Below are 2581 nucleotides of genomic sequence, written 5' to 3' on the forward strand. Positions count from 1 at the left end.
TATTGAGCGGCGATCTGGATGAGACAGTAGCGGCGATCAGGATGAGACTCTGCGGCCGTGACGGGAGCGAGATTGTCGAGGCGCGACAGGCAATGCAAGGCCAACTTTGGTGTTGATCGCCGCTCCGCGACAGACGGTGTCTCAGCTTGATTGTCGCTGGAGGGCTGCGCGGCGTCGGTAGCTCTCGACGTTCATCTCGAAGATGGTGGAATGATGAACGAGGCGATCGACAGCGGCGAGCGTCATGGCGGGGTCAGGGAATACGCGCGACCAGTCGCCGAATGGCTGGTTGGCGGTAATGAGGGTCGATCGGCGTTCGTAGCGGGCGCTAATCAGTTCGAATAGGACGGAGGTTTCGGCCTGGTCCTTGGTGACGTAGGCGAGATCGTCGAGCACGAGCAGGTGATATTTGTCGAGCTTGGCGATCGCACTTTCGAGGGCGAGCTCACGGCGCGCGATCTGCAGTTTCTGGACGAGATCCGAGGTACGGGTGAACAGGACGCGCCAGCCCGCCTCGATGAGTGCCATGCCGATTGCAGCGGCGAGATGGCTCTTCCCGCCGCCCGGTCCGCCAATCATGATGAGGTTGGCCCCCTTCTCGAGCCAGCTGTCGCCGGCGCAGAGCGCCATGATGTGAGCCTTCGAGATCATCGGCACGTTGGTGAAGTCGAAGGTGTCGAGGGTCTTGCCTGGTGGCAGGCGTGCTTCTGCCAGGTGCCGCTCGATGCGTCGCCGGTCGCGTTCGGCGATCTCATGCTCGGCGAGCGCGGCGAGGAAGCGGGTGGCCGGCCACGCCTCCTTGTCGGCGCGTTCAGCGAACTGGAGCCAGGCCTGCTTGATGGCAGGCAGACGCAGTTCGTTGAGGATGAATGCGAGGCGCTGGGTGTCGACAGCGGGGTTCATGCGGCCGCTCCCGTCAGCAGAGTGTCGTAGGCGGCAAGCGAGGGCAATTGCACCGAGACGACCGGCAAGCTGGCCGGGTCTGGTGAGAAGCGTGCTCGTAGCTGCGTGAGGTCTGGCAGGCGCCTGGCGTCCAGATCCGCTGCCAGAACATCTGCCAGCTCTGCTTCGCAACCCCGCTCATGCGCGAGCGAGAGCAACTCGACCATGATCTTGCAGGCGACGCGCTCGGGCAGTTGTTCGATAAGACGGTCGAATGTCCGGCGATACGCTTCGCGCGGAAAGATCTGGTCGCGGTAGACGAGGTTCATCAGCGCCATAGGTTTGCGCCGCAGGCTGTGAATGACGTGCCGGTAGTCGACGACGTGTCCGTGCTTGCCGTCGCTGGGCGTTCGTCCGCGACGGAGCGTCATGAGACGCGTCGCGCCGAGGAAGATATCGAGGCGGTCGTCATACAGGCGGACCCTCAGCCTGTGGCCGATGAGGCGCGACGGGACCGTGTAGAAGACCTTCTTCAGCGTGAAGCTGCTGGTCGAGGTGACGGGGACAATGCTCTCCTCATAGTCGCCGGTGCGAAGCTGCGGGAGCGGCTGCAGCGTTGCGCGCTCGGCATCGATACGAGCCGCGTTGCGTCGGTTCTTGCGCGCGACGATCTCGTCGATGAAGGCGCGATAGGCGGTCAAATCGTCGAAGTCGCCGGATCCGCGCATCAACAGTGCGTCGTTTACGGCATATTTGAGATGGCCGTGGGGGCTTTCGATAGCGCCGTTCTCATGGGCGACACCGCGATTGTTGCGCGTCGGCTCCATCGCATAATGCTCGCAAAGCGCATCATATCGCCGCGTCAGGTCAACTCTGGCGTCAGCGTCGAGATTGCGGAATGCGGCCGACAGGCTGTCACTGCGGTGTAGGCGTGGCGCCCCGCCTACCGCCCACAGGGCGTTCTGCAGTCCCTCGGCCAAGGCGACATAGCTCTCGCCGCCGAGGATGACATGGGCGTGCTCGAAACCCGACCAGACCAACCGGAAGTGATAGAGGAGATGCTTGAGCGGCTCGCCGGCGACCGTGACGGGCACATCGAGGTCGCCCATATCGGTGAAGTCCGACAGGCCCATGTGGCCGGGCTCGTGGGTCTGACGGAAAATGACTTCCTGGTCCTGACCATGCCGCGCACGCCATGTCCGGATGCGCCGCTCCAGGGTCCTCCGGATACCGGGCGACAGATCCGAATGCCGGCGAAGCATCTCCTCAAATATGGCAACGGCCCGCAGGCCGGGAGCCGCCTGGAGAAGTGGGACAATCTCGGTGTCGAAGATCTCTGCCAGCGGGTCTGGTCGGCGCCGACCTCGCGGCTCCGCCTTCTGGGACGGGAGTTTGCCGCCCTTGAGCAGCCGATAGGCGGTCGCCCGGCTGATACCGGCCTTGGCCGCTGCCACGGGCACCGGGTCGCTTTGACGATGTTTCATAAAGAGCCTCGTTTGATGATCGTTGACGTGTCGACCGCTCACCTGCGCTCTTCCCTCAAGGAAAAGCCCAGATGTAGGCCGGTCACGACCACCAAAGCCCTTCGAAAGGGCTTCCGTTTGGGGCTGTCGGCTCCGGGCTACGCCCTACGCCGACAGCCCCAAACGGAGTCTCATCTTGATTGACGCTGCTGTCTCACCTTCATCGCCGCGCAGCA

General features: G+C 63.5%; 2 protein-coding genes. Both read right to left on the bottom strand.

Annotation, left to right across the window (positions count from 1 at the left end; translation table 11 throughout):
* Positions 1-141: 141 nt before the first annotated feature.
* A complete protein-coding gene (gene istB / locus U1708_RS20535; protein WP_159513485.1) occupies positions 142-903 on the bottom strand; it encodes an IS21-like element helper ATPase IstB in 762 nt (253 codons plus the stop codon).
* On the bottom strand, positions 900-2408 hold the full coding sequence (gene istA, locus U1708_RS20540) for an IS21 family transposase (RefSeq protein ID WP_443030102.1): 1509 nt from the start codon (positions 2406-2408) through the stop codon (positions 900-902). The genes istB and istA overlap by 4 nt, the downstream gene beginning before the upstream one ends.
* Between the last annotated feature and the right edge of the window lie 173 nt (positions 2409-2581).

Source organism: Sphingomonas arabinosi (assembly GCF_036663715.1).
Lineage (GTDB): Bacteria > Pseudomonadota > Alphaproteobacteria > Sphingomonadales > Sphingomonadaceae > Sphingomonas.